The 22,837-nt window shown below is 41.0% G+C and carries 20 protein-coding genes; 15 read left to right on the forward strand and 5 right to left on the reverse strand.

Going from position 1 to position 22,837, the window contains the following annotated elements; translation table 11 throughout:
- Nucleotides 1-31 precede the first annotated feature (31 nt).
- The 3 genes from ACN6KS_RS10995 (at nucleotide 32) to ACN6KS_RS11005 (ending at nucleotide 4,546) form a co-directional block, all read left to right on the forward strand.
- Nucleotides 32-853 (forward strand): AraC family transcriptional regulator, encoded by an 822-nt coding sequence (locus ACN6KS_RS10995; RefSeq protein ID WP_440962003.1) that lies wholly within the window; start codon nucleotides 32-34, stop codon nucleotides 851-853.
- 209 nt (nucleotides 854-1,062) lie between these two features.
- The gene (locus tag ACN6KS_RS11000; protein WP_094870172.1) at nucleotides 1,063-1,968 is read left to right on the forward strand and encodes a hypothetical protein; all 906 of its coding nucleotides are present in this window, start codon (nucleotides 1,063-1,065) and stop codon (nucleotides 1,966-1,968) included.
- Between the two features lie 196 nt (nucleotides 1,969-2,164).
- A complete protein-coding gene (locus ACN6KS_RS11005) occupies nucleotides 2,165-4,546 on the forward strand; it encodes an alpha-L-arabinofuranosidase C-terminal domain-containing protein (protein ID WP_440962004.1) in 2,382 nt (793 codons plus the stop codon).
- 31 nt (nucleotides 4,547-4,577) lie between these two features.
- Here ACN6KS_RS11005 and ACN6KS_RS11010 read toward each other — a convergent pair whose 3' ends face one another.
- Nucleotides 4,578-4,712 carry an alpha-L-arabinofuranosidase C-terminal domain-containing protein gene (locus ACN6KS_RS11010; protein WP_440962005.1) on the reverse strand — a complete coding sequence of 45 codons (135 nt, stop codon included), beginning with the start codon at nucleotides 4,710-4,712 and terminating at the stop codon, nucleotides 4,578-4,580.
- Between the two features lie 215 nt (nucleotides 4,713-4,927).
- Here ACN6KS_RS11010 and ACN6KS_RS11015 point away from each other — a divergent pair, with 215 nt between their 5' ends.
- The 9 genes from ACN6KS_RS11015 (at nucleotide 4,928) to ACN6KS_RS11055 (ending at nucleotide 13,292) form a co-directional block, all read left to right on the forward strand.
- On the forward strand, nucleotides 4,928-5,215 hold the full coding sequence (locus tag ACN6KS_RS11015; RefSeq protein ID WP_094870170.1) for an ArsR/SmtB family transcription factor: 288 nt from the start codon (nucleotides 4,928-4,930) through the stop codon (nucleotides 5,213-5,215).
- A gap of 127 nt (nucleotides 5,216-5,342) precedes the next feature.
- Nucleotides 5,343-6,353, forward strand: coding sequence for a LacI family DNA-binding transcriptional regulator (locus ACN6KS_RS11020; RefSeq protein ID WP_094870169.1), 1,011 nt, complete (start codon nucleotides 5,343-5,345; stop codon nucleotides 6,351-6,353).
- A gap of 179 nt (nucleotides 6,354-6,532) precedes the next feature.
- Entirely contained in the window at nucleotides 6,533-7,474 is a 942-nt protein-coding gene (locus tag ACN6KS_RS11025) for an ABC transporter permease (protein WP_440962391.1), read from the forward strand.
- Nucleotides 7,475-7,488: 14 nt separating this feature from the next.
- Entirely contained in the window at nucleotides 7,489-8,376 is an 888-nt protein-coding gene (locus tag ACN6KS_RS11030) for a carbohydrate ABC transporter permease (protein ID WP_094870168.1), read from the forward strand.
- Between the two features lie 117 nt (nucleotides 8,377-8,493).
- Nucleotides 8,494-10,131: a sugar ABC transporter substrate-binding protein gene (locus ACN6KS_RS11035; RefSeq protein WP_341134456.1), complete on the forward strand. Its 1,638-nt coding sequence runs from the start codon at nucleotides 8,494-8,496 to the stop codon at nucleotides 10,129-10,131.
- Nucleotides 10,132-10,216: 85 nt separating this feature from the next.
- Nucleotides 10,217-11,560 (forward strand): glycoside hydrolase family 30 protein, encoded by a 1,344-nt coding sequence (locus tag ACN6KS_RS11040; protein ID WP_440962006.1) that lies wholly within the window; start codon nucleotides 10,217-10,219, stop codon nucleotides 11,558-11,560.
- 124 nt (nucleotides 11,561-11,684) lie between these two features.
- Nucleotides 11,685-12,113, forward strand: a complete 429-nt coding sequence (locus tag ACN6KS_RS11045) for a hypothetical protein (RefSeq protein ID WP_440962007.1) — start codon at nucleotides 11,685-11,687, stop codon at nucleotides 12,111-12,113.
- A 127-nt stretch (nucleotides 12,114-12,240) separates the two neighbouring features.
- Complete coding sequence (locus tag ACN6KS_RS11050; RefSeq protein WP_094870164.1) at nucleotides 12,241-12,672, forward strand: RrF2 family transcriptional regulator; 432 nt, start codon at nucleotides 12,241-12,243, stop codon at nucleotides 12,670-12,672.
- 245 nt (nucleotides 12,673-12,917) lie between these two features.
- Nucleotides 12,918-13,292, forward strand: coding sequence for a DoxX family protein (locus ACN6KS_RS11055; protein WP_280786831.1), 375 nt, complete (start codon nucleotides 12,918-12,920; stop codon nucleotides 13,290-13,292).
- Nucleotides 13,293-13,381: 89 nt separating this feature from the next.
- Here the strand turns inward: ACN6KS_RS11055 and thiD are convergent, their stop codons facing one another.
- Both thiD and ACN6KS_RS11065 read right to left on the reverse strand, forming a co-directional pair.
- A complete protein-coding gene (gene thiD, locus ACN6KS_RS11060; RefSeq protein WP_042126537.1) occupies nucleotides 13,382-14,194 on the reverse strand; it encodes a bifunctional hydroxymethylpyrimidine kinase/phosphomethylpyrimidine kinase in 813 nt (270 codons plus the stop codon).
- Nucleotides 14,195-14,324: 130 nt separating this feature from the next.
- On the reverse strand, nucleotides 14,325-15,212 hold the full coding sequence (locus ACN6KS_RS11065) for a DUF4850 domain-containing protein (protein ID WP_341134459.1): 888 nt from the start codon (nucleotides 15,210-15,212) through the stop codon (nucleotides 14,325-14,327).
- Nucleotides 15,213-15,432: 220 nt separating this feature from the next.
- Between ACN6KS_RS11065 and ACN6KS_RS11070 the strand changes: the two genes are divergently transcribed.
- Nucleotides 15,433-16,527 (forward strand): glycosyltransferase family 2 protein, encoded by a 1,095-nt coding sequence (locus ACN6KS_RS11070; protein WP_094870161.1) that lies wholly within the window; start codon nucleotides 15,433-15,435, stop codon nucleotides 16,525-16,527.
- Between the two features lie 88 nt (nucleotides 16,528-16,615).
- On the opposite strand, the gene ACN6KS_RS11075 is transcribed toward ACN6KS_RS11070, so the two are convergent.
- Nucleotides 16,616-18,226, reverse strand: coding sequence for a response regulator transcription factor (locus ACN6KS_RS11075; protein WP_094870160.1), 1,611 nt, complete (start codon nucleotides 18,224-18,226; stop codon nucleotides 16,616-16,618).
- A 14-nt stretch (nucleotides 18,227-18,240) separates the two neighbouring features.
- Nucleotides 18,241-19,962, reverse strand: coding sequence for a sensor histidine kinase (locus ACN6KS_RS11080; protein ID WP_094870159.1), 1,722 nt, complete (start codon nucleotides 19,960-19,962; stop codon nucleotides 18,241-18,243).
- 248 nt (nucleotides 19,963-20,210) lie between these two features.
- On the opposite strand from ACN6KS_RS11080, the gene ACN6KS_RS11085 reads away from it, so the two are divergent.
- Nucleotides 20,211-21,815, forward strand: coding sequence for an extracellular solute-binding protein (locus ACN6KS_RS11085; protein WP_280786826.1), 1,605 nt, complete (start codon nucleotides 20,211-20,213; stop codon nucleotides 21,813-21,815).
- A gap of 81 nt (nucleotides 21,816-21,896) precedes the next feature.
- Nucleotides 21,897-22,820, forward strand: a complete 924-nt coding sequence (locus ACN6KS_RS11090) for an ABC transporter permease (RefSeq protein ID WP_094870157.1) — start codon at nucleotides 21,897-21,899, stop codon at nucleotides 22,818-22,820.
- Nucleotides 22,821-22,837 lie beyond the last annotated feature (17 nt).

The raw sequence follows: 22,837 nt of genomic DNA on the forward strand, positions 1-22,837 counted from the left end.
AAATATAACAAAATATGAAACGAGTGATCAGATGGAGAGCAAAATAATCTTTTGCCAAACGGAAGAGACGAATATGCTGCCGCTGTATGCTACAACCATTGGATTTTGGGAGCATCAGGCAGAAACCTTACGTCCTACCGGATTTCCGGACTATCAAATGCATCAGATTCATGAAGGCAAAGGCGAGCTTATCATTCAGGAGAAACGATATATTGTCGGCTCAGGGGATGTTTTCTTTTTGTTCCCGAATATTACGCATTCGTATGCGCCAATCAGCAGTAAGTGGAAGCTGTCATGGATTTCATTCAATGGTAGAGAGGCCGGTCAAATGCTGCTGTACGCAGGAATTCGCGAATCAGGCCCTGCTAGGTTGAAGGAGGATAAATGGCTAAATCCTTTAAAAGAAATGCTCAACTTGTCAGATAACAATGATTTGGAAACGAATCTGGAACGATCCAAACAATTATACGCGCTGCTACTGGATTTAAAAAGTAACCTAGTTTCTCCTTTAAATGAAGCTCTTGAATTGGAGCGAATTAATCCGGTGTTGCGTCATATAGAAAGAAATCTTCATAGGTCCCTCCCATTAAAGGAACTTGCGGAGGTTATTGCAGTGTCGCCACAGTATTTATGTAGGCTGTTTCAAAAAACAATTCATGATCGACCTGTAACCTATATCAACAAGCAACGTATAAACTTGGGTAAACAACTAATGTCCAATGAACGAGATAAAAAAATGTATGAGATTGCTCAGTTAGTGGGCTTCGAAAATGCCAGCTACTTTTGTCTAGTGTTTAAGCGGTTGACTGGAATGAGTCCAGAGCAATTTAAACAGCTGCATGGTTTGGACTAAGGGCAATAGAGAATGCCTCTAAGCCCTATGATAAACGCTTACTTGTTAGCATCTAGCACTCCATGATATAGTTTAATTGAGTTCATATGTTGTATTTTTCACGAATTCCGCTCATTTTTTTGCAATATGTGTATGTTCAATCTAATTCAATACATAGAACCAAATTTACGATCAGATATTTAGTTAAGCATCAGGAAGGAGTCATCAATTTGAATGAGAAGTTAAAAGAGGCATATGAACGTTTGGACTTGCCTGTAGACATTAGCCGGGAGGAACTGAATAAAAAGTTTGATTTGCACTTGAAACGCCGTAAATCAAATTCCTCAGAAACTGAGGCTACAGCCTATGAAGAAGAATTTCTTGCTTTCAAAACGATCCTAGACGGCTTGGATCAGCAGGAAATTCAGGAGGCAGAGGACAAGCGGCTAGAGAAATGGGGAGCATTTTCCGGCATAGCGCGTAAATCAGAGAATTTTTTTAGGCTATACAAAGTCCATACTTTTGTATCTATCATTGTGCTGTTAGTGCTAATCTTTGGAGGTAACGCTCTTTATAATCAATATCAAGCCAAAAAATATGAAGCTTCACTCCCGCCAGTGGATGTACATATCATGTTCTTAGGCAATTATGAATCCCAAGATCCATCAGGTAAGGATGAAGAGCTTAAACAAGAGATAGTCAATCGCTATCCGACTTGGAAGCGGGTAAAGACGGATGTAGTGTACCTTCCCTCAACAGGTGGAACGGGTGGAGGAACATTAGACATGACTTATATTCAGCGCGCAATGGCGATGCTGGCAGCGGAAAGACCTGATATCCTCATTTTGGATGATGCTACTTTTGATTGGATTGGACAACAGCAGGGACTTAAGAATCTGGAACCGTTTGTTAAATCAGCGGGACTTCCTTTAGATGATATTCGTTTGAAACGTATAAAAAATACGGAGAACGGTGAAGAATGGATCACTGGCGTAGATATCACAGATACGAAATTTGCTACAGATCTTCCAATTCATTCACGGAAGATGATTATCGGGGTGTTTGGAGAAGGTGGAGATAAGAACAAATCAACTGATTTTGTTGAGTTCTTAGTAGGGCAAATGACTGCCAAATAAATGAGTATTATAAATGGATCTGTGTTATAAAGACCGATGTTGTATGGATTCTCATACGATATCGGTTTTTTTGATGTACATTCAAAGCATCTGAATTGACGAATGTGAAGTGAACTCACTATAATAATTCATATGGATATGAACTAAGTAATATAAATATAAACTAAACTGAATATTACAAGGGAGTGATGAAAGAATGAAGACAGAAGGAACTCTGACAATACATACACAGAAGCGTGGTGCAGCATTAGGTGATTTATTTGGAATCTTCTTTGAGGATTTAAATCATGCGGCAGATGGTGGTCTTTATGCTGAGCTAGTTCAGAATCGATCCTTTGAATTTGATCCGATTGATCGGGCCGATTATCATGCGTTAATGGCTTGGGAGCCTGTAGAACGTGGGGAGGGGAAATCCGTAATCACCGTGGAAGATAGCGAGCCCTTGAATGGTCGTAATCCACATTATGTAGCTATTGATATTGTGGCTGAAGGTGACGGCGTTGGGTTGATGAATCTGGGATTCAATCGTGGTATTCCGGTAAAAGAGGGCGAGAACTATAAGTTCTCCGTTTATGCTCGTCGCGAGACAAGCTTTGATGTCCCCCTTACTGTAACCATCGAAAGTACAAATGGCATCATTCATGGTGAAGCGGAAATAGCTGTGAATCACTCCGAATGGACTCGATACGAAGCAGTTATTAAGTCTAAGGCTACGGATACTAGTTCACGTCTTGTAATCGTTACCAAAGGGAGCGGGAGGGTATATCTGGACATGGTTTCTCTATTTCCGGAGAAGACCTTTATGAACAGACCAGGGGGCATGCGTGAAGATATTTCACTGTTACTCGCCGGCTTAAAGCCTAAATTCATGCGATTTCCGGGTGGTTGTCTGGTACATGACGGTTCCTTAAATCCAGATGACAGAGATTCTATGTACAGATGGAAGAATACAATTGGGGATGTTGCACAAAGACCGGCAAGGCGGAATAACTGGTCCTACAATCAGACGCTTGGGTTAGGTTACTTTGAATATTTTCAGTTCTGTGAGGATATTGGAGCTAAGCCGATTCCCGTTCTTCCGGGCGGCTACGATCCGCATCATAAACGATTGGTCCCATTGGATGAATTAACGCCCTGGGTTGAGGATGCACTGGATTTGATCGAATTTGCTAATGGGGATATTTCTTCGGAGTGGGGAAGTATACGTGCGAAGCTGGGTCATCCAGAGCCTTTTAACCTAGAGTATATCGGTATCGGCAATGAGGAGGTAGGTGCACCTTTTTTCGAGAGATATCCATACTTTCATCAAGCCATAAAAGAGAAATATCCGGATATTAAAGTCATTAATTCGAGCGGTCCATTCTCTGCAGGTAAAGAATATGATCGGGGCTGGACATCGGCAAAAGAGAATAAGTCTGATCTCGTAGATGAGCATTACTACTGTACACCAGAATGGTTCCTGGCGAATCATCATCGTTATGATGACTTTAAGGCTGACGAACCGAAAGTGTTCTTAGGTGAATATGCTTCATGGGGCAATACCTATTATAACGCGTTGGTGGAAGCGGCTTTTATGACGGGACTTCAGAACAACGCTCATGCGGTTGGCTTGGCATGTTATGCGCCTATGCTCTGCAATGTGGATTATATCAACTGGAAGCCGGATCTAATCTGGTTTAATAATCATGAAGTGTACGGAACTGCGAACTACTATGTTCAAAAGCTATTCATGAATCATCAGGGAGATCAGCTCATAGAAATAAAAGCGAACGGCTTCACAGTACCTGAGGAACGCAAAATTGAAGCAATCACAGGAGCCATTAACTTGGGCGTCGATGCATCCGCTGCTCGATATTCAGAAATCACACTGGTCAACAATGTTACGGGAGAATACAAGACATTTTCTGATCTATCGGAAGAAGTATCGAATCTGCTTGACCCCGATCAGAATGGAACGGCTAAACATATATTAGAGCTTGGAGAGACGGAGTGGGAGAGCTATTCCTTGAATTTTAAGGCTACACGAACCGCAGGGAATAAAGGATTTAAGTTCTATTTTGGCAAAGCGGATGATCAGAATCATTTGTACTGGGAGCTGGGTGGCTGGCAGAATCAGGATTCGATTGTCGCCTCCATCATTAACGGAAGAAACTCTGTTCTGACACATTCGATGTTTACTGTTGAAACAGACGTAGAATATGATCTAAAGCTAAAAGTATCCGGCAGACATATTCATACATACATTAACGGAGAGTTGATCAATGAAACAGAGGATAAACTTCCGGTCATCGAACCGCTGTATTACACAGCAAGTGTGGAGGATTGCACAGGGGATATCATACTTAAGACAGTGAATGTACAAGAGAATAGCGTTTCTGCTGAGATTATATTAAAAGAGTTGGCAAAAAAGGACTTGTCCGTCGAAGGATATGAACTGTCGGGATACCAGCTTGAGGATGAAAATAATTTCGAGAATAAAGAGCTTGTCTCCCCGAAGCAAAAAAACTTTACGACAGTGGGCAGTTGCTTTTCTTATGAGTTTCCGAAGCAATCCGTAACGATTTTTAGAATAAAATAAAAACTAAAAGCGCCCCTTTTGAATCTTAGAATTACAGAGATTCAAGGGGGCGTTTATGGTGGTCGGCTACACTAATGACAGGTGCAATATTATTAATAAGCTGGGGAATGCAAACCATCTTTACACGGTCTGCATGTTCTAGTAATGTAGTGAGACAGTAGCCCACGACCAGCGCATCTTCCAATCGTCCAGCGAAAGATAAATTTTCTACTTGCTCTTTTTTTTAGCTTGAATATAATCACAGGTAACAGCTATACTGCTTCAATACATATCTCGCTTGTTAAATTAATAATTAATATTATTGTTAACTAAGAAATAGTTTTGAGATTACATAGTTAGAATTCTTTAAAATACTAATTCAAAGACATAGGAGACCATAAAATGCACTTAAATACAGATACAGAATCGCTTCGGGTCTACGAAGCATTAGCAAGTGAAGTCAGGCTAAGGATTATCGAACTACTGGACCGAAAAGAGATGCATATTAAAGAACTGGCTGCCGAGCTCTATCTAAGTAGTGCTATGGTTAGCACACATGTTGCCAAGCTGCAAAAGGCAGGTCTGATTAGCTCTAAAATGAGACGTGTAGATGGAGGGACTTATAAGTACTGCTCCCTGTCTACGAACTGCCTGCAGATTAAATTATCAGGATCTCGGGGAATCTGCTAATCGGATATTATGAATGATGGGAAATAGATAATTTATAAAAACAAAAAAACATATTGTAATGAAAACGGTTTTATGATAATTTAAATCTATAAAAACGTTTTTATTTGTAAAGGAAGATTGAATCATTATGGAAAAGGTAACCATCAAAGACGTTGCAAGAGAGGCTGGAGTGTCCATTTCTACAGTTTCTAACGCACTAAATGACGTTGATGTATTAAATCCGGAGACCAAATCACATGTGCTTAAGATCGCGAAGCAATTAAATTATGTTCCAAACCTAAATGGCAAGCTCCTAAGGAACGGAAAAACTAAAATGCTAGGTTTTTTCACGACAAGTGTAGCAGGCCCATACTTCTATAAGCTGGTGGAGTCCATGTCTCGTGAATGTGATCGGTTAGGTTATGGATTAAATGTATTTGTTACAAAGGATAAACAAGTCATTATGAGCAATATTCTAGGCCGACGTGTGGATGGTGTCATTATCTACGAAGAGCTGAGAATAGATGAAGAAGAAATTGCTGCAATGGTGAAAGACAAGATCAAGGCTGTGTTTCTGGATCGACCACTTCAGAATGAAACGATGGGAAGTGTGATTTTTAATTCGTTTGAATCTGCTTACGAAGCAACAAAATATTTAATCAGTCTGGGACACAAGAAAATTGCTTACATATCTGGTGTAGATGAGATGTATGACAGTGTTCAGCGGAAAGAAGGATACTTGGCCGCCTTGCGTCAATATCAGCTTCCGACGAACGAAGAGTATATTATACAAGGATATTTTGAGGAAGAGAGCACCTATAACGCTATAAAGTCTCTAGTTCATTTAAGTCCTGAAAAAATGCCTGATGCTTTTTTAGCGGGGAATGATTTGAGTGCCATTGGATGTATTCAAGCTTTGAAATCGCATGGATATGAAGTCCCGTTGGATATAAGTGTAATGGGGTTTGACGATATTGATATCGCGCAGTATTTCTCACCGCCATTAACGACGGTAAGAAATCAAATTGCCAGACAAGGTATTCTATCCATAAATCACCTGGTTCGCATGATTCAGAAGAAGGAACAGGGCGAAATGATGAAATTGCCGGGTGAGCTAATTGTACGTGGTTCTACTCAAGTGAAGATTGATCGGTACTAACGCTTTCAAGAAGGTCAACAAGATAGTATCCGATCATTTTTTTTATAATTTTATTGCTTTTAGGAGGTTTTTTTTAAAAAGAAATAAAAACGTTTTTATTGTTTTGGGGATCATGATTTGGAGGGGAGAAGAAAAACGTGGATAAATTAGCCGTAGTGCCAGTGAACGGGAAGAATCCAATGAACAGTAAGAAGTCTATGGGACAGAGGGTCAAAGAGTTCGTGATTGATTATAAGAGACAATGGGAAATCCAGTCCATGATCATTCCAGGAATTATTTTTATGATTATCTTTTGTTTTATTCCGATTTATGGATTAACAATTGCTTTTAAAAGCTACACCGTAATTGATACGCTCGATTCGGCCCCATGGGTAGGGCTCGATAATTTTAGAATTATTTTATCAGATAAATACTTTTGGGACGCTGTAGTCAATACATTAGGGATCAGCTTTCTGAAATTAGCCATAGGATTTGTTATTCCTATTATTTTATCCGTCATGATTTATGAATTAAGCGGTGGACGTTTCAAAAAAATAGTACAAACGATCTCTTATTTACCTCACTTTTTGTCCTGGATTGTTCTGGGCGGGATGCTGATTGCTTGGTTCTCTTCCTCCGGTATGATTAATGAAATCCTGCTCAATTTGGGGATCATTTCGAAACCGGTAAATATCTTGCTTGATGCGAACAAGTATTGGTGGATTGCAACGTTATCGGATATTTGGAAAGAGGCGGGCTGGGGAACGATTTTATACCTAGCGATCATGTCGAAAATTGACCCTACTTATTATGAAGCTGCAAAAATAGATGGGGCCAGTCGTATGAGACAAATTTGGAATATTACCCTCCCTAACATGAAACCGATTATCAGTTTAAATCTGATTCTGACTGTAAGCGGTTTATTAGGATCAAATTTAGATCAAACCTTGGTCTTGATGAATTCACAGAACCGTGAAAAAGCAGAAGTAATCAATTCTTATGTGTATCGTATGGGGATGACGCAAGGTGACTTCTCTTATGCAACCGCTGTTGGTTTAGGTGTCTCCATCGTATCAGTTATCCTATTGATTAGTGCCAACAAAGTATCCAGCAAATTAAATGATAATCAATCAGTTCTGTAGAAGGAGGCATTTCTGTGAATCGTACGGTAGCTAAAGAAGATCTCGACAGTCGAATCTTTAATACCATAAATATTATTTTACTCTGTATTTGTACTGTAATTATCGTTGTACCTTTATGGAATGTGGTCATCTCATCTTTAAGTTCAGGCAAGGCGCTCGCGGAAGGCGGATTTATATTTTGGTCTCCGGAGTTCTCCTTAGAAAATTATCGGGCTGTATTAAAAGATGAGACGATTGGACTAGCGTTCCTGGTCTCGCTTGCCAAAACTTTCATCGGTGTCATTACCCACGTATTCTTTTGCGCGATGATTGGTTATGGTTTGAGTAAAAAATACATACGTGGCCGCAAGCTGTACGTTGCCATGGGTGTAATCACCATGTTCTTCTCGGGTGGTATGATCCCCACGTATTTATTGATTAAGTCACTGGGTCTATTGAATAGCTTTTGGGTTTATATTATCCCGGCCTTGTTCAGTTACTATGATGTAGTTATTTTAATGAATTTCTTCAGAAACGTTCCGGATTCACTTGAAGAGTCAGCCAAAATCGATGGTGCAGGTGACTGGCGTATTTTCCTGAAAATCTTTATCCCTCTTTCCATGCCAGCTATGGCTACGATTGCGTTATTCAACGGGGTAGGGCAATGGAATGACTTCATGACCACCAAGTTATATATTACCGATCAAGCACTCTATCCGCTGCAAATGAAACTCTATGAAATTATCGTGCAGTCGCAAACGCAATCCATGCAAAATGTCGGTGGATCTGCCATTATCGAAACTACGACTAAAGGGGTTCAACTAGCAACAATTGTCATTACAACTTTGCCGATTGTTGTGATGTATCCAATATTACAGAGGTACTTTATTTCGGGAATGATGATGGGGGCGGTGAAAGAATAGAAAGTTAGGAGGGATTTCATAGAACGTATTGGTGTACGAAGTGTCCATCGGAAGTGTAGCTAGCCCAATCAGATCTGCACTTCCGTTACTTACAAAACTTTTTAGGGGGAAACAAGGATGAATAAAGCATTTGGGAAAAAAGGACTCAAGCTTTGTACAGCGCTTATGGCTGTTGTACTGGTATTTACGGGTTGTGGATCGAAGGGGAGCTCTGATAACTCCAGCAAAGAATTGAGCTCCATTGAAGGTCGCTATACGATAGATCCGGAAACACCGGCATGGAAGTTGGATACAAAAAAAGAGATTACAGATCTTACTTGGTACGTGAATGCAGACTGGTGGAATACTGATTTCGGTAAGGATCTTGTTACAAAGAAAATTAAAGAGGATTTAAACATCAATATTAAATTTATTACTGGGGACGACACGAAGTTAAATACTATTTTTGCCGGTGGCGAAATGCCGGACTTGCTGACTGTATTTGATTCTAACTCTCCGGTGGTACAAAAAGCCTCCACATGGGCGCTGCCTTTGAATGATCTGGCGGATAAATATGATCCTTATTTCAATAAAGTTTCAGAAAAAGATACTATGAATTGGTTCCAGCAAGCAGATGGCAAGACTTATGGCTATCCTAACTATTCAAATACTCAGAACGATTATGACAGCGGTAACATTCCTGCAAAAACGGCATTTATCATCCGTAAGGATGTTTATGAAGCCATTGGAAAACCAACGATGGGTACTCCAGAAGAATTCAAGAGCGTTATGCAACAAATCAAAAAGCAGTTTCCAGCAATGATTCCTTTTGGTTTTAACTCCATTGGTACAGGTACGGGTTCTTTGGGAGATGTACTACAGGACTTTATCGGTGTACCGCTGGAAACTGAAAATGGTGAATTCTACAACCGTAACCTGGATGAGGATTACTTGACTTGGTTGAAAACGTTAAATGAAGTCTACAGAAATGGTGACATCAGTGATGACAGTTTTGCTGATGACGGCACAGGCTTTGAAGAAAAATTAAAATCAGGCAAATACGCTACATTACTACTTGATGGAACGCCTCAACAAAGTGGTAACCTGCAAATCTTCATGACTGGAAATCCAGGCAAAGAATATATCGCTATTGATGGACCGCAAAGCACGGTTGGTCATGAACCAACATTAAATCAATCAGGAATTACAGGCTGGATGATCAGTTTCATTACTAAAAAGGCTAAAGACCCTGCTAAAGCCATTCAAGTCTACACGTATTTGCTAAGTGAAGAAGGACAGAAGCTTATGAACTACGGTATTGAAGGAGAGACCTATAAAGTTAACGATGCTGGTAAAATTGAATTCTTGCCTGAAATCAAAGATCTTCAATTGAATAATGCAGATAAATTTAAAAAAGATTACCGGATGGGCGAATTTATGTTCTTCGGACATGACCGTGATAAAGCATTGAGTAATGATGCATTCGCAGAGTCGATCAAACAAATGCAAGAATGGGGCAAAGGAAAGATGAAACCTCACTTCATTCTAGAAAATATCAACCCTGCTCAAGGAACGCCTGAAGCGCGCAGTCTAACTGCAATTGATGCTACTTGGAATACTACGCTTGTAAGTTTGATTCGTTCAAAGGATGAAGCAACTTTTGAAAGTACTTTGGCTGCTTACAAAACCTTCTTGAACGAAAACAACTGGGATAAGATCGTAGAAGTTCGTTCTGAAAAAATGAAGAACAACAAAGAAAAACTAGGTCTTAAATAAGCAGGATTGTGGAGCATGGCCCTTTAATGGGGCCTCTTCATTACAGAACCCAAATAAGATATATAGAAAAGTGGAGGGAAACAACATGACAAAGCTTAAAATTTACCAATCTACAGGGGAAAATGAATTGTTCATAGAGCAGACGCTAGAGCAATTGACTCCGATCGCTTCAGATGAGTCTGTTACTACTGTAAACCTTGACGAGAATCAAACCTTTCAGGAAATGGATGGCTTTGGGGCATCCTTTACGGATTCATCCGCATATTTGATTAACCAAGTCCTTGACAATGAACAGAAAAAAGAGGTCATGAGCAAGCTTTTTGATTCCCAAGATGGAATTGGCTTGTCTGTATTAAGAAATCCAATGGGTGCATCCGATTATGCTAGAGATATTTATAGCTATGACGATATGCCTGCTCAGGAAACCGACACAGAATTAACTCATTTCTCCATCGCACATGATGAAGCTGATATTATCCCTTTGTTACAACGAGCGCTGGAACTTAATCCTGAGATCAAGCTGATGGCTTCACCTTGGAGTGCACCAGGCTGGATGAAGACCAGCGGATCTATGATCGCCGGTGAACTTAAACATGAACATTACCAGGCTTATGCCGATTATTTTGTACGATACATTCAAGCTTTTGAAGAGCACGGTCTGCCAACTTATGCGGTAACCCCGCAGAACGAGCCTCTTTTTGAACCCAAGCACTATCCAAGTATGTTAATGCTGCCTGAGGCGCAAAGAGATTTCATTAAAAATTATCTGAAGCCTAGCTTTGTGAAACACAACATCCATACAAAAATTCTCTGCTATGATCACAACTGGGATCGTCCGGATTATCCACTCACAGTGCTCGATTATGCGAAAGATGAAGTGGACGGTGTTGCCTGGCACTGGTATGGAGGGAATGCGTCAGCACAGTCAGAGGTTCTGAAAGCTTTCGCGGATAAAGAAGTGCATTTCACAGAAGGTTCCGGTGGGGAATGGATTCCTCCGTTTGAACAAGCTTTCTCGAATGTTATGAGAACAGGAATTGATATTCTCAGAAATCATAGTAAATCCTTCGTCTTGTGGAATATGGCCTTAGATGAGAAGAACGGTCCAACGGTGCCGGGCTTTGGCAAAAGCACTTGTCGGGGTATTGTAACGGTCAACCAAGAGACTAAAGAACTTACGTATACGCTCGACTACTATGCACTTGCACATTTCAGCAAATTTATTCGTCCGAAGGCTATACGTATTGACGCTTCCTCTAATCAAGAAGTGATCCGTTCCGTAGCTTTTAAGAATACAGATGATTCTATAGCGGTTGTTCTGTTCAACGATAGTGAAAAGGACGAGAATGTAGCTGTGAAATTGCAGGGCAAGGATGATCTATCGTTCCGTTTGGCTTCTAAAAGCGCCTTATCTATTTTAATAAAATAATTGAAAAATGTATCTCTAAAGTGCTCGAATCTCGCTTCGGGCGCTTTTTTTTTTGCGAAAATACGCATAAAAAATCAGTGTTCGTGAATCTTAAATGTATCCCTATAGCGAGGAGACATGAGCATTGAATAGAAATTTTGTGCTAACGCTGCTAGTTCTGTGTTTGATGATTACTGGTGGCTCTAGTATTTTTGCTGTTAAAAATGTGTTGCCTGCAAAGCGTGAAACACCCAAATGGGCGATGGAGCTTCATAAAAGTAAACTGCCTTCGCCACAACCGGAAAAATATAAGAGCTACGAGCTATTAGTCACTAACTTAAGTGAAGATGCCATAGATGTAACGTTTGAGTTGTACCGACCAGTGCAGGATCCTAATCAGGAGCAAATCATCTTAATAGATCCATTCAGCGATGATATGAGACCCAATGAGACGGTGAACTTTAGTCATTTTTTTATAAAAAATGGGGCTAAAGAGTTGGAAGTCGTTCTCTCGTGGAATGATCATAATAAACGTAAGCATAAGCAAAGTTTTCGATTTGCGGATTTTGAATAATAAATCATAGAAACGCCAAATATTACAGGGCATATTCCTTCGGGATGTGTCCTTTTTGGTTTGCTCCACCCCTTGTTTTACTCTATAATGTGCTTTATATAATTGCAGTTGAAAGGGGAGATGGGGCATGAGTACAGCTAATCGCGGAGTGAACATCGGACCTCCCCGTTTTAAAATAGCGGTACATTCGATTGTTTGGCTGGCTAAAAGCGGAAGCATTTTATCTAGTGCAATGATTGCAAGCCAAGTCAATTCACACGCGACCTTTATGCGTAGAGTGATGCAGTCATTGGCAACTGCGGGAATCGTAGAGTCCAAAGGTGGACGTGAGGGTGGGTACGTTCTCCGAAAATCTGCGGATGAGGTTACACTGGGCGAAATTTATGAGGCAGTAAGTAGTACGATTGAGGAGCCAGAAGTGGATCTGGCGTGTGGAGCAAGTGCTTTGCTCGATGTCGAACTAGAGAGAATTCTCCAAGAGACCGAACAACGAACCATTGAGTATTTACGTCAATATACGATTACTAATGTGATGGAACGGGTAGATTTCTTTTCTTAAGGATTTAATGCATAAAAAAAGTGCTAGTCAAGGGTTTCTCCGGCTACTATAATGTGCTAGTCAAGTTGCAGTTTCCACTGTAACTTTATTTTTAGAGGTATTGTGCTTGAGGTGAGCACATATAGTAACAAGGGGGAGTGAACGAAGAGGATTATTGAAAGTATCCACTGTCTTTTAGCAAGGAGTTCTTTTACTTTAATATGTGCTTGTCTTAGTTGCAAATAAAGGTATTGGGAGTGATGATCATGAATATTGTATCCATCGTATTGCAAAGCTTGTTGGTACTTGCTTTCGTTATGGCAGGGTTGGGAAAGGTAGCGGGTTCATCGATGCACGTGGATAACTTTAACAAATGGCGGTTACCACAGTGGTTTCGCGTAGTAACAGGACTCGTTGAGCTTGTCGCCGCAGCAGCTTTGGTTGTTGGCTACTGGGAGCCTAGCTGGGCAGCGGCAGGTGCGCTTTTACTTGGTGTTACGGCCATTGGCGGAGTTCTGGTTCATATTCGTGAACAGGATTCGTTTAAACATACGTTTCCAATTATCCTGCTCGGTGTATTAGCTGTTATCGTATTTTTCATTCGCTTCTCTGATTTAGCTGATTTTCCAGGGTTTAATTAATTTATACTCGCAAAATAAAAATGGCAGTTCAGAGCTGAATTTCAGCATCTGGACTGCCATTTATGTTTTTGGATCTTTAGCTTAGGGGTTTAACGTTCTAAACGATAGCCACCATGAAATACAGGACCTACATATTCATTGAACGCAAAGCCATTACGAATGGCTGCGGAGACGAAATCCTTAGCTTTTGCTACAGCTTCATGAACGGATAGACCGTTAGCTAAACCGCCTGTAATGGCAGCGGCAAAGGTACATCCAGCCCCATGATTGTGAGCAGGCTCGATTTTGGCTGTTTGAAATACGGTGTACTCAGAACCGTCGAAGAAGACATCAATTGCTTGATCGCCGCCGAGTGCTTTGCCGCCTTTAACCACGACATTACGTGCACCAAGCTTATGAATCAGACGAGCAGCTTCTTTCATATCCTCTAGAGTAGAAAGTTTGCCAAGACCTGAAAGAACGCCAGCTTCAAACAGATTTGGTGTAACCACGGTGGCTAATGGCAGCAGTAAATCGCGAATAGCTTCTGCGCTGTCTGGGTTCAAGACTTCATCTTCACCCTTGCAGACCATGACCGGATCAATCACTACATTGGTCTGTAGATTTTCTTTGATCGCTTGCTCAGCAACACGCACAATTTCAACACTTCCCAGCATACCCGTCTTCATGGCATTAACTGGACCGCCTGCGAAAATAGTTTTTAGCTGCTCAGCAACAATGGATGCATCAATTGGATACACATTGTGGTGCCATCCATTGTCAGGGTCCATGGTAACGATAGTGGTTAAGGCACTGAAGCCGTAGGTTCCATATTCTTCAAAGGTTTTTAAATCCGCTTGGATCCCTGCACCACCACTGGAGTCGCTGCCTGCAATAGTTAGTGTTTTAATAATTTGAGTCATGGTAACGTCCCCTTTATATAACTGAATTCAAAAACAACGCACTGCAATGATTATAACAAAAATTAGCACATCCGTCTTTTAAAAAGCAAGAGTAGAGGTTGAAAATACCTTCTTCTAAAAATTCCCACGCTTAGTCCGACTTCTCTCTATTGGGGTCAGCAATAAAGAGGGGGCCATGATTATCTGTAAAAAACTTCATGAGGGTTTCCACTACTTCCTGCTGCTGGGTTATTTGTGATAGATGTATTTTAATGCTACGGAATAAATAACCCCATTCTCCTTCATCGTAATAGGCAGCTCCCTCGTCCTGATAGCCATTTGAGTCTGCTGACAGCGTATATCTGACGGTTCTTGCTTCAGCTCCTGCAGCACCTAAAATATGCCGTTCGCTGAACTTAAGGGGATTATAAATTGTGAATCCCATCGCGTCAGCCCATTCGGCTTTGTCCGGGAAATAGGCCCCGATTGAAGTGATAGCACAGCCTGTGCAGCTCCAAGCCGTATCTGAATAGTTCATGTTTTGTTCTGGATTGTTTGGATCTTGAAAGGTAACCCCATACGAACCATTAGCACCAACAACAGCGGTGGCTAGCCATCCAGCAGGTGCAAGTATAACATAACCCCCACCGATATCAGGTCTATAGACAAGCGTTGCTTCAACTTGATTTTTCATTTCTTGAGATAAGGCAAAGGTCATTTCAGGAATGGGAGGAACCACTGTATTTACGGTTTCGTCACCGCTATCGATATTTAACTGTGCCAGCGTGGTGTGCAGTGGAATGAGAACCGGTCCATTGTTGAGATCGCTGTTAGGAAATTCAAGCACTTCTTGAGTGAAAATGGGTTCTGATTCGTTATTTGCTGCATGATTAGTTGGTGCGTTGGTGGATGTAGGTGGAGGGGTGGACTTTCCCCAGTTGAGGCCTTTATAGCCAATCAGCAGTACTAGTGCCATTACGACACATACTATTGAAGTTAAGATCGAGCCGTTTCTAACGCTTCTTCGTTTTGATTTCATATATGCTGTACCTCCTTTGAACTTACTTATATCTTATATAGACATCAGAATGGAGTGGGAAGTTTCTTATGAAAATTAGAAAGTATAAGTCTCATAATATATATAACCTTTATATTTCGGAAGTTCTTCATTATCGGTCGGGTTAGTGAAGGATTCCATTTCACCAACCCTGCATATCAATATAGAAAGTAATTTTAACAAAGCTTATAGGAGGGCGAGTATGGTCACGATTAGTTTATGTATGATTGTACGAAATGAAGAAAAAAGCCTGCATAAATGTTTGTCTAGCATTGCAAGTCTTGTAGATGAAGTGGTTATCGTGGATACCGGCTCAACGGATAAGACGAAAGAGATCGCAATGTCCTTCGGAGCTGTAATTTATGATTTCGAATGGATTGATAATTTTAGTGCCGCACGAAATTTTGCTTTCAGTAAAGCAACTCAGGAGTACATTTTATGGCTCGATGCGGATGATTATATAAAGGAAGCGGATCAGATATTGTTTAAAAAGCTAAAAGAGATTCTGCCAAAACATATCCACAGCGTAAATATGCAGTATAATCTGGCTTTTGACGAGGCGGGAAATGTCACAGCTAGCTTGCGTCGGAACCGGCTTGTTCGCCGCAGCTGTAATTTTCAGTGGATTGGCCCAGTACATGAATATCTAGAGGTAAGTGGTCCTTCATTCAGTAGTGATGTCTGTATTACTCATGAGAAAGATAAGGAATATACGGACCGTAACTTGCGGATTTATCAAAAAAGAGTGGCTGAAGGTGAACTGTTCTCTCCGAGAGACCAGTATTACTATGCAAATGAATTACGAGACCACGCCTTGAATGAAGAGGCTTGTAAATATTATGAGATGTTTTTGGCAGGTGGGCAAGGCTGGATAGAAGATAATTTCCAAGCTTGCCTAAGGCTTGCCGAATGCCGGGAACGGCTGGGGGATAAAGAGGGTTCATTTGAAGCGTTATGCAGAACCTTACAATACGACAAGCCACGTTCAGAGTTCTGCTGCCGAATTGGAGCCCTTCTTCTGGAAAAAAGTCAATTGCAACCCGCGGCATACTGGTATGAGCTTGCGATACAGCTGCCGCGGGATGTTGATTCGATGGGGATGAAGAATGGGATCTTTTATACCTGGCTCCCGCATCTTCAATTGGCTCTCTGTTACGATCGGCTCGGCCAACATGAGTTAGCAAACCAGCATAATGAAACGGCGCTGAGCTTTTACCCATCCCATCCTAGCATGTTATATAATCGCACGTATTTCAAAAATCTGTTGGGTGACAAATATGTAGCGTTTCAAGCTTAACCAAAGAGCCCCCAAAGTCATGATTATGACATTGGGGGTTTTGCTGTTCAGATGTATGCGTACAACGCCGGTGGCATAATCCCTCTTTTTAATATGCTGGATTATATTGTTGTTCTTTTTTGTAATCGTTGGGAGGGAGTCCGACCTCTTGCTTAAACAGCTTAGAGAAGTAGGAGTAGTTGTTATAGCCAACCTTGTTTGCGACTGTATAAACAGACATATTTGTGGATTCCAAAAGATGCTTTGCAGCCGCGATTCTGACTTGGATGACGTAGCTGCCTAATGAAACACCAGTTTCTCGTTTGAATATTCTTGCCAGATAATCAGGATTGAGGTAGACAATTTCGGCCAAATCATTTCGCGATAGATCGTCACCGTAATGCGAATGAATGTATTGTTTGATTTCCTCTGCGACGGATTTGGTCTGTGCGGCAAACTCACGGTATTTCATGGCTGTAGTCACTAGATATTTAAGATATTCTTCCATATCCTCAATCGAGTTCAAAGAGTGCAAGGATAATTTATCGTTAGTTTTGCCGGAGTAAAGTTTGTGTGACCGTATCCCTTTGAGGTTGAGAAATGAATAGACCAGCTGAACAATATCTAAGCGGAACAAGCTAAGGACAGAGGTCTCCAGTGTTCTATTGTTAAGCATAACCCTTAGAGATTTCGTAACTTCCTCAAGAAAAGTAGTGAATTGATTCTGGTTCAGGAGCTCTTCCAAATAGGCAAGATCCGGTGGTGTATAGCCTGTTTTATTTTGATAGAGGTAGGCTTCCACTAAAAAAGTCTGATTTCTGCATCTCGTAATTTCCTCATCCATGCGAAGCGATTGTTTCAGAACATTCCCCACATGAGTCAGTTTATCGGATAAACCAATATTGCAGCAGACGTCGCATTTTAAATATGGAATCGCCTTTTGAATAAAGGAAGAGCATAATTCTTCAAGCAAGGGCGTGTCTGGTGTCTGGTTCCATTTTAATAAAGCGATCCAATTATAATCTTTATATTCCAGAATGCTCTCGATGGTAAAGCAAGGACTCCGTAACAATTCGTATAATACGTTCAGCAGGGCAAAATCAAAAAGATCCTTCTCTTCTTTTCCCATACTACCGTTGTATGGAAATAGGTTGAAGATTAAAGGCTGCAGAGTGTCGCTCATTTGATAAGAAAGGTTCTGTTCCTCAATGGCAAGGGTAATGTCCGCTAATTTAATCGGAAATGATGTGCTTCCACTAACCAGCTTACGCCAAAAATGTTCGAGAATCTTCGCCTGGTTTTTTTGCCAAAAGTAACCGCCTTGAATGGCTTTTTCATTTCTTTGCTGCTCTTTTGCCTGTGTGACAGCCTTGTGGATAATCAGCATCAGCTTATCAAATTCGATGGGCTTTAGAAAATATTCAAAGCTTTGCAATTCAATCGCTTTCTGCGCATAGTTGAAATCGGCATAATTAGTAAGAAGTATAGTCTGAATACTATAATTCCCTTCGCGAATCCATGCCAGTAATTCCAATCCGCTACCCTGAGGCATTTCAATATCCGAAATCAGAATTTGAATAGAATGCTTTTCTATTATTTCACGTGCCTGAGCGACATTATTTGCTGTATAGACCGTATCAATGTGTAACGATTCCCAATCAATTCTCTTTTGCAATGCAGCGATAACATAAAAATCATCATCAACAAGCAGTACATTCATAGTTAGCTCTCCATTCATTTAGATTTTTTAGGAAGCTCCGGAAGAGATAAGATTACACTAGCGCCGCCGCTCCCCAAATTGGAAAAGGTGATAGTTGCTCTTTTTAAATAGAGATATTCCAGTCGTTTAAGCGTATTCATAATGCCGATCTGCATACCGTTGCTTTGATCCAAGGGCTCACCAAGATTAAGCTTCTCTAACACTTGCGGTGGAAAACCGGGACCGGTGTCGGTGAGCTGGATAACGAGCATATCTTCCTCTTCAATCCGTAGTCGCTGGACTGTAAGCCTGATCTCTACTACATGTTCTCGTGAAATCGCATATTTAATAGAATTTTCAATGAAGGTTTGCAGCACTAATGGCGGAATTTCTACACAGCTTGCCTGATCCTCTTGCTCAATAGTGTAAATAAATGCATCCTGATAACGTTGCTTTTGAATCTCCAGATAGGTTCGGACATGCTCGATTTCATCCTCCAGCCGGACAAAATTCTCACCATTTTGAAAAATATAACGGAAATATTTCGACGTAGACAACGTCATATTCTCAATTTCTTTATACATTTCAATTTGGGCCATGCTATAGATGCTAGTCAGGCAATTCAAGAAAAAGTGGGGCTTGATCTGTAGCTTCATATAATCCAGTTGTATCCGCTGCTTCTCCAGTTCCTGCTCGTACATAGTGATTTTGAAGGTTTTGATTTGTTCAACTAAATCTTTGAACTGTGTGTTTGCTTGTTCCAGCTCTATAATCTCACTGCTTTTGAAATCTGCGGGTTGCCCAGCCTCATTAATTGAAGCAAGGTTCTCAGAGAAGCTTTGAATCGGGCCTAGTACTCTTTTCTTGAAAAACAGCAGAACGATGCATAAAGTGGACGTCACAATGAAGAAGAGTAACATTATAAGCAGCTGAGCAATGATGATTTTTTCGAATATGCCATATTTTATGACCATTTTGGTGCTGAAAGTGGTGTCCGAGAAGGCGCTGTTGATGGTTGTACGCGATTGCAAAAGATTAGAGAAGCCTCCCTTTTCCGTTATCAGCTTTCCGCTGTTCGATATGGGACTTGATAAAGGCTGTTCATTCTCATCTACTAGAGAAACATAACCATTAGCACCCAGATTAATTTGGCGTAGAGGGCGGATCAAATTATCGGCGGAGATCAGTCCAATTAAATAACGATTGTAATAGGGAACGATATTAATCACGTAGTAATGGTTGTTAACAAGGATTGGCGTCCATTTGGAATAAAACTTCTCATACATCTCCTTATCATCAATATAAGAAATAATCTTCGTTTTGAGCTGCCTGTAATCTGTATAGGTCACACTGATCGGTGCACAATTTAAAAAGTAGTTCTCATTTTTCAAATAGTAGAAAAAGTTGTACTCATGTCCGTAGTTTTTTTGCAGCTCGGTAAAGCGTTTATGCAGATTATCATTTGCTTTCAAGAACTCGATACTGTTGACCCCGTAAGTATTCATCGCAAGCAAGCTCTCATCGTTCCCAAGCGTCCAGCCCATATAGTGATTAATGTAGGCAAAATCATGATTGATGCGATTAATGTAAAGTGCCGCAGTATCCTGTAAATTTCGAGTGGACTGCTGCTTAACGATAGAAATGGAAGTAATGCTGATCGCTAAATCCAGAATGAGGACTGTGAACGAGACCGCCATCATGACTTTTATATAATGACGAATGGGGTAGGTTTTGTGTTCCGCTGTTTTTTTGTTCATAAAATCATTATAAGACCTCTGCAGGAAAAATACAGGAGAACTCACTAGCGATTTACCGCAAAGTCCGGAAAGCACATACAGAAGTCGGGATACTGTTATTAAGTCTCTTTAAGCGAGGATATTTGATTTTGTAAGCGAATTCAAAGGTCTGGATAACCGTCTTAAAGAGTCCGGAATACGAAAAAATAAGAAGCTATGATTAAGCTATTCCGATGAACTTTGATTAATTGAAATGGGGGATTAAGAGGATGAGCCAAGACAGTAAGCAAAAGACGGCAAAGAAATGGACTGTGGGTCTGCTGGCGGCTGCTATGGTATTTGGTATTGCTGGCTGCGGCGGAAAAGACGGGAATAATGCTGCAACTAGTGAGACGAGCAGTTACAACAAAGAAGGTCTGCCAATTGTTAATGAGCCTGTAACACTTAAGGTGCTGACCGTACGTTGGGGAAGCATGGGAGACACGTTTACGCAGAATCAATGGCTGAAGGATCTTGAAAAAAATACAAATGTCAAAATCGAATGGCAAGTGATGTCCTCCAATGATTGGGCCGAACAGAAGTCCATTCTGCTGGCTAGCGGTACACTTCCAGATATTATCCTCGGAAATCAAACCTTCGGAGATTCCGATATCGTTAATAATCTAAGCTTTTTCCGGCCGTTAGATGATTATATTGAAAAAAATATGCCAAATCTTAAAGCGGCCATGGAAGAAACGCCTGAGTTGAAAAAAATCAGCACTTTTCCTGACGGGAAAATCTATTCACTGCCAACAAGACTTCCATCGCGTCCTAAAAGCTCTCGTCAGCCTGTGATTAACAAAACTTGGCTCGATAAATTGGGTCTGAAGACTCCTGAAACGATTGATGAGTTATACAACGTACTTAAAGCTTTCAAGGAACAAGATCCAAACGGAAATGGCAAAAAAGATGAGATTCCTTTTATTGAAATTGGGAATGACTTGATCAGTCCTTTCGGAATTGCCGACTTGAATAACAACAATATGATTATCAAGGACGGAAAAGCGATCTATTTCCCTGTTTCGGAGGCGTTCAAAGAAGGACTCAAATGGGAAAACAAATTGTATGCGGAAGGTTTGTTAGATAAAGAAGTATTCACTCAGGATGATACGATGAGATCGGCGAAGTTCCAAAATCCGGATGCTCCGATTGTGGGCTTTACTTACCAGTGGACCCCGGACGCTGTGTTTGGTAAATGGAGCGATCAATATGTGACGATTCCACCGATTGCCGGACCGGATGGTAAGCGTTATACCATCGGGAATCCTATTGGGATGAGTCTTAACCGTAATGAACTGCTGATTACTACGTCTAGTAAGTATCCAGAGGTTGCTGCACGTTGGGCAGATCAGTTCTACACGAACGAAGCGAGCATTCAGAATTTTTGGGGTGCGATTGGAACTGTAATTAAAAAGAATGATGACAGCACCTATACATTGATGGATCCACCTGCTGGAACCAGCGCAGATGCCTGGTACTGGGATCAGTCTCTTCGAGATTTCGGACCCAAATATGTGAGCCCATCCTTTGAACAGAAAATTGTCCTTAATCCTGAAAGTGGAGATGGACTGAAGCTTCAGCTGGATAAGCTGGGCAGTGAATATGTAACAGAACCTTTCCCTAACGTTATGTATACCTCCGATGAGTTCGAGGAGCTGCCAACCTTGACCACGGATATAGACGGTTATGTGAATACAATGCGCGCTCAATTTATTAGCAAAGGCGGAATTGACGAAGGCTGGGATGATTATGTCAAACAGCTTAATAAAATGGGGCTTGAAAAATTAGTTAAAATTCGCACAGATGCTTACAGTCGTTATATGAGTGTAAAATAACCTATTCGTCTTTCGAAAAAGGTGCTGCCCTACATAAATCTGTGGGGTAGCATTCTCTATTTTTAATAAGGAGGGGATGTTATGAAATCTAATCCAATTCATTTGAGTAGGAAACTCGGACAAATCAAACAAAACTGGGGTCTGTATACGTTGCTTTTTCCTGCAGTAGTCCTTACGTTATTGTTCGCATATAAACCCATGTATGGGGTGCTCATTGCCTTTAAGGATTATAGCCCGGCATTAGGAATTGGCGGAAGTCCATGGGCCGGATTCAAATACTTCGAGAAGTTTTTTAATTCCTATCAATTTTCAGCAACGATTAAAAATACACTAATCATCAGTGTGTACAGTCTGATTACGTTTCCGATTCCGATTATACTTGCGCTGATGGTTAACCAGATGAGACCAAACCGTTTCAGACGTTTTTTTCAGACGGTGTCCTATATGCCTCACTTTATCTCAACCGTAGTTATGGTGGGCTTAATGATGATTCTGTTCTCACCTAGCACCGGACTACTGGGCAATATATATAGTCTTTTTGGGAAAGAAGCTCCTGATCTGATGGGCTCTGCCGGATTATTCAGCAGTGTGTACGTCTGGTCGGATGTGTGGCAGCATGTCGGCTGGGACAGTATTATCTTTATCGCTGCTCTCTCTGCTGTTGATCCTAGTTTGTACGAGGCTGCAACCGTGGACGGCGCAAGTCGGATGCATAAAATTCGTTACATCGATATTCCGATGCTGATGCCAACAGCGATAACATTGCTTATCCTGCGGGTCGGGGGGCTGCTTGGGGTTGGATTTGAAAAGGTGTATCTGATGCAAAATGACTTGAACATCACTTCAAGTGAAATTCTGTCTACATATGTCTACAAAATTGGTCTGCTCAGCAGTCAGTATAGCTTTTCGTCGGCGATCAACCTGTTCAACACGGTCATTAATTTTATTTTATTGATCATGGTCAATCAGATTTCTAAAAAATTAAGCGAAAATAGCTTGTGGTAGAAGGGAGGAGCATTGAA

Source organism: Paenibacillus nitricinens (assembly GCF_052056485.1).
GTDB classification, from domain to species: domain Bacteria; phylum Bacillota; class Bacilli; order Paenibacillales; family Paenibacillaceae; genus Paenibacillus_AQ; species Paenibacillus_AQ nitricinens.